This window comes from Capnocytophaga sp. oral taxon 380 str. F0488, from assembly GCF_000318255.2.
Classification (GTDB): Bacteria; Bacteroidota; Bacteroidia; order Flavobacteriales; family Flavobacteriaceae; genus Capnocytophaga; species Capnocytophaga ochracea.
In genome coordinates this window covers 92,610-98,209 of the sequence record NZ_KB291185.1, presented here as the reverse complement: position 1 = coordinate 98,209, position 5,600 = coordinate 92,610, and the positions used below count along the sequence as shown (strand labels likewise).

Here is a 5,600-nt window from a genome sequence, read left to right as displayed (position 1 = left end):
GTATAAGCTTCCTATAAGCTCTCTATAAGCTAAGTCCATCATTCATCTAGTAAAAATCCCTCTCTTTTTTGGGATAAAGTTAAGAATAATTTTCGTGCGCTTTCGTTCTTCCATTCCCCGTGGTAACTTTTGATAAGTTTTATCTCAAAAAGGATAAATTACAGCCTTAATTTCAAAACAACAAATCACCTTTTTCAGTTGCTTTTTCCTACTCTCTCTAAATTTATACTTTTCAATCAGTATTATTGGCATTTTTGACATTAACTCGGTATTACTTTCTCTTTCCTTTATTTCTCTTTCAATCACGCAACAAAGATAAACGCAATTATTCAATACACAAAATATTTTACCTATACAAAAAATATACAAGGAGTATTTTTAACGTAAATGTATAGTTACTATTAACGAGAATTACAAAACAAACCATTGTAAATCTTACATTTAAACTTATATACAAAAAATCTATGTAAAGGTAACAACAAATAAAAAACACCTCTTAAAAAGAGGTGTTGTATAGGTAATGTATATATTTTTTTTTAAGAAAATCAATTTATGTTTTCTACTCACTCGTACGACTCACATCTGCCTGTGTGGCTCGTACCATTAATCATTAATTTAGAGCTTTAGAATGTAATCGGTAAGGTTCTGATTGCGCTCTAAACGCATCTTTTTGCGTAAGCGGTAGCGCTTTATCTCTATACTTTGAGTAGAGATGTTCAGTAGTGGAGCAATTTCTTTACTCGAAAGGTTCAAACGCAGGTAAATGCATAGTTTGATGTCATTAGGAGTAAGGTCAGGGTGAAGTGATTTAAGCCGATTAAGGAAGTCGCGGTCAGTTTGATTAAAGATTTCTTGAAAATGCTCCCAATCGCCTTCGCTGTTGATGTTATCTTCCACAATGTGTAACACTTCTTTGCTATTGCCACTATTCAAAAGAGCCTCTTTGATGCTCATCAGTAGTTCATTCTTGCGCACGATGTTCATCGTAGTCACCGCCAGCTCGCGGTTCTTGCTCTCCACTTCACTCTGGAGCTTATCGTTTTGGAGTTTCATTACCGTGCGGTCATTTTCCAATTGCAATAGGGCGAGTTCTTTCTCTTTTTCTTGTTCTACTTTCTTCTTATGACGCTTGTAATGAACTCTATACACACGGTGGATAATAAAAAGCAAAAGCAGTAAGAGTCCTATACAGGTAGCTATCATCACATTAGTAGCATACCAAGGTTTTTCAATTACAAAGTGAAAAGTACACGTATTGAGCGAAATAGCATTCCCCACTTTGGCTCTTACTAAAAAAGTATAATCACCCGCAGGCAGATTATCAAACTGCACACTTGCCTCCTTGCTCCAGTCACTCCAGTGCCCGTAGAGTCCCTCTAATTTATATTGATATACAGTTTGAAACATCGCATTATAGGCAGGCACACTATAGCTAAAACGCAGATTATTCTGGTTGTACGCCCAACGGTTATCAGCACTGTTAAGAGCAATTGGTTGCCATATGCCTTCCACTTTGCTTTTGTATATATGGTCTATATGCACCTCATAAGCAGTATGGTGCGACGGATTAAACGCAAAATCCATAAAGCCGGTACTCGTACCCAAGAGGCAATCTCCTTCTCGGTACTCATTGAGGTTCTCAAAACCTACCAAATCCTTGCGAAAAGCAGCCGAGAGAGGCATCTTTTTCAGCTGAAGTGCCTTGTCTAACTTACCCTGACTCACCTTCACTATATTGTATTGGGTAAAAAACCACAATCCGTCCTCTTTACCCCGTAACATAGTGCCCGATAAGTAGGCATCTTGGTCGAACAGCCGATGGGTAAAGCTTTCATCTTGCACAAACTTACGTGCGGTAATATCATATTTAAACAAGCCTTTTTCGGTGAAATACCAAATCTCATTGCGGTATTTAGCAATCGCCGACTTGCGTCCCATTGGGGCAGAAGTCTCTTTGTGCACTTGGAGTACTCTGGTAAAATCAGGGGAGAGTTGCAACCGGAACACGCCTTTGTACTCGTGACTTACCAATAGTTCAGTAGGCAAAATAAACTCAAAAAACCTACTCGATACGTTGAATCCTGTTATCTTATTACGGTATTGCCAACGCCCTTCTTTCAGTTCCAAAAGGTATAAACCTTCATAATTGCCTTGCAAGAGCCAATTAGGGTGTCCTTCCACAGGTTTAATATCCCAAGTACCCAAAACATTACACACCAACTGTGCTCGATGGTTGTTTATCACAAACGTACCTGAATTGTGCCCACAAAACAAAGTGCCTTGTAGTTCTTTCAGTTGCCACACTTGTCCTTTAGTACCTTCAACCAACTGAAATGGCTGACCTGCTTTCAAAGGAAAAGGCGCATAAAAAAGCCCCTGATTGGTGCCCAAATACAAATCACCTTGGTAAACAATAGACGTATAAACGGCTCCTAACACTCCTTCGTTATCTTTATACTGGCGGAAAGGCGAAAAGAAATTCACCATACTAATGCCATTGTCTAAGCCTAACCACACATTGTGTTCTTTGTCCTCGAAGATAGAAAGCACCGTGTTGTTTTGCAAGCCTTGCTTCTGATGAAGGTGCTCCCACAGTTGTCCTTCTGGCGATAATCGGTATACACCATTGGCAATCGTCCCCAACAAGATAGAACCATCAGAGAGTTGTTCGCAACTGTAAATATTTAGGGAAGAAGTAAGCGCTCCTGTACTCACTTGCCAAGGTCTCACCTCAGCAGGTGTTCCTTCGTAAATGCCTTTGTCTTGGGTAACAAATAGAAACTTACCTTTATAGGGGAAGATATTAATAACAATATGCTCGCGGAAAAGAGATGCTCCCGAACGCAACTCCTCTTTACCATTCACAAGAGCAAAAAGCCCCTCATTCATCTTTTGAAAGAAGATATGCTCGCCCACTTTGAAGATTTTAGGTAGGTTGTTTTGCGAATGCACAATGTGAAAGCGGTCGTGCTGAGAGTCATAAATATAAAGTTTGTGCAACGACTGGAAGAGCACCCAATGGTCAAAAAAAACAATTTTCCATACCTCTTCATCTTCTATATCCTTAGGTGGCAAGCGTTTACTTAGCGAAGTGTATTGCAAACGGTTGAAAGCATCTGCTTGCCAATAACCAAATTCAGCAAAGCCACCCGTATAGATAGTATTACCTTTGGCGTTTACGGCGCGCACTATCGCCCCATTGGGCAAGGGGTAATGTTGCCATACCACCCCATTGAACTCCAATAGACCTATATTGTTAGCAAAATATATCTTTTGATTTATCGCTTGACATATTTTCCAATTCTGACTCTCACCCGAGTATACCGAAGGAGCGTAGTTATAGATAGGTGGCAATAACTGAGCGTGTATCGTCCCTACAAACCACCCCATCAAAACACACAGAAAAACACGCATACGCATAAGGTATTAAAGTTTAGTTGCTGGCAAAGATAACTATTTTATTTTGAATATTCCAAAAAACATCCTCTATTTTCAATGAAAGTCTCTTTTCGCTTATTTCTCCCTCATCATTCGCCTCTGAGTTGGTATTATTGGTATTTTTGGTATTATTGTATTAAAATTGGTGTTCTTTATTTTTAGTCATTAATCAAACAAAGGGCGATGTGTGAACATCGCCCTTTGTTAAAACCTAATTTTCAAAACACTGTTAGTAATAAACTTCTGGTTAGGTTAGATATAAGATAATGTTAGGCTCTATCTTTTATCTTTTTTACTGCACCTTAAAATTGAGTTTCTTTAATCCCTCCTGCACTTCGGGGCAACTCATAAAGAGTTTCCATACGAAGCCTGTGCGGTGGTTTTCTATCATCGGGGCAATAGTGAGCTGGTCGATTGCTAAATAACGCTTAGGATACCATACCGCTTGCTCGCTGAAAGCGTCGTAAAATCCGTATTTACCCCAAATAGTATCGCCCAAATCGTAATAGAAATGCTTGAGCGCAGCCATTGATTCTTGAGGGGTATAAGGAAAACTGGAAAGTGCAGCAGTAGGCACGATTACCCCTAAATCGTTACTAGGGCTGTGGGCTGAGTACCCTTTCACTGAATAACTGGCGGTAAGTCCCCAGCAGTTCGCCCCATAACCTTTATAACCTTTCGGGTTTTCTAGGCAATATTTGTAGTTAATAAGGGTGTGATTGCGATTCAAATCCCAGTAATTGGCGTAATCATCACTGAGCCCTTTGGGGTTCAATCCTATATACGAATAATGCGCCCAAAATAGCGGACCTCCGTATTGTTCTGCGCCGTTGTGTTTGAGAATAAGTGGCAAATTATAAGTTACCTGAGTGCTTTTAATAGCTCCTCCACGTGCCCAACCGTTGTGATAAGCCGAAGCAGGAATGGTATGGGTTGGCGAAGCAGCTGCCAAAATATAGGTAATCAGGCACTCGTTATAACCTTTCAGAGGAAAATTCATCTGCCAAGCATAATCAGGACTCCAATGCCAATAGAGCACATCTTGTCCGTTTAAGTACCAGTCCCATTCCATTTCACGCCATAGTTTATCAATGCGAGAAGCTAAGGCTTTTTCGGCATCGTTGCCATCTTTAAAATACTGACGCACGCAGAGCAATCCCTCCATCAAGAAGGCACTTTCTACAAGGTCTCCCCCATTGTCTTTTTGTCCGAAAGGTTTGGTTTTACCCGTACGACCGTCTATCCAATGCGACCATACACCGTGATAGCGGTCGGCTTTCTCTAAGAAAGTTACGATTTTTTTAAATCTTTCTACTGCCTCAGCACGAGGGATAAAACCGCGTTCTACACCCACCAATAGCCCTGCAATCCCAAAGCCCGAACCTCCCGTAGTGACGATATGTGCATCATCGGAAGGCACATCTATATGATTGCGCTCAGGGGCTAACCCCGAGTTAGGTTCGGCTCCGTCCCACATATAGTTGAGGTGCGAACGCTGAATATAATCCAAGAAAGCATCGTCGGAAGCAAATTCCATCGGACGGTTCTTTTCAACAGGTGGTTTAGGGGTAGGCGTATTACCCCCTTTCTTACTGTCCTTACTGCAACTGCACGACGCGCAGAATGCAATAAGAAGCACAAAAAATGTTCTATTTATCTGTTTGAAATGCTTCATATTTTGTATATTTTTCTATTTTAACATCAATTCAATATAATATTAATACTGATTTACAGTTATATTTATATTGCAATCTGTGCAATCTAGCAACATCAGCTACTTATCTCCCCGCTAGTGCGAGCTTGTAGCTCGTGTTCCTATCCATCACTAATTCCCTCCTTTGAAGGTAGCCAGCAATAGCTGGGTATGTGCCCCACGAAAGCAAAGTATGTGTAAGGGGGGAGGTTTGTCTCCTTTTCCAGCTTGTCTCCCTTCGGGGGTTCGGGGGCTTACCGAATAAATGACTCGTCACATTCCCCCTCATTGAAGGGGCTAGGAGGAGGTTTCTTTTGATTTTCCGTCACACTGCCCCTAGTGCCTATGGCCTAAGGCCTATCACCTATTCCTCTTTCTTTCGCCTCAAAACCCCGTTTTTACCATTTTTTGTGTTGCTGTATTATGCTATGAATTAACAACTTATATACCCTTTCTATACCAATCGTCC

Annotated in this window: 3 protein-coding genes; all 3 read right to left on the bottom strand. The window is 40.8% G+C overall.

Going from position 1 to position 5,600, the window contains the following annotated elements; all coding sequences use genetic code 11:
* Positions 1-615: 615 nt before the first annotated feature.
* The 3 genes from HMPREF9078_RS03075 to HMPREF9078_RS12315 all read right to left on the bottom strand — a co-directional run bounded on the left by HMPREF9078_RS03075 (position 616) and on the right by HMPREF9078_RS12315 (position 5,398).
* A complete protein-coding gene (locus HMPREF9078_RS03075; RefSeq protein ID WP_034542670.1) occupies positions 616-3,420 on the bottom strand; it encodes a triple tyrosine motif-containing protein in 2,805 nt (934 codons plus the stop codon).
* Positions 3,421-3,730: 310 nt separating this feature from the next.
* The gene (locus tag HMPREF9078_RS03070) at positions 3,731-5,113 is read right to left on the bottom strand and encodes a glucoamylase family protein (protein ID WP_009419284.1); all 1,383 of its coding nucleotides are present in this window, start codon (positions 5,111-5,113) and stop codon (positions 3,731-3,733) included.
* 150 nt (positions 5,114-5,263) lie between these two features.
* Positions 5,264-5,398 (bottom strand): phosphinothricin acetyltransferase, encoded by a 135-nt coding sequence (locus tag HMPREF9078_RS12315; RefSeq protein ID WP_369797101.1) that lies wholly within the window; start codon positions 5,396-5,398, stop codon positions 5,264-5,266.
* Between the last annotated feature and the right edge of the window lie 202 nt (positions 5,399-5,600).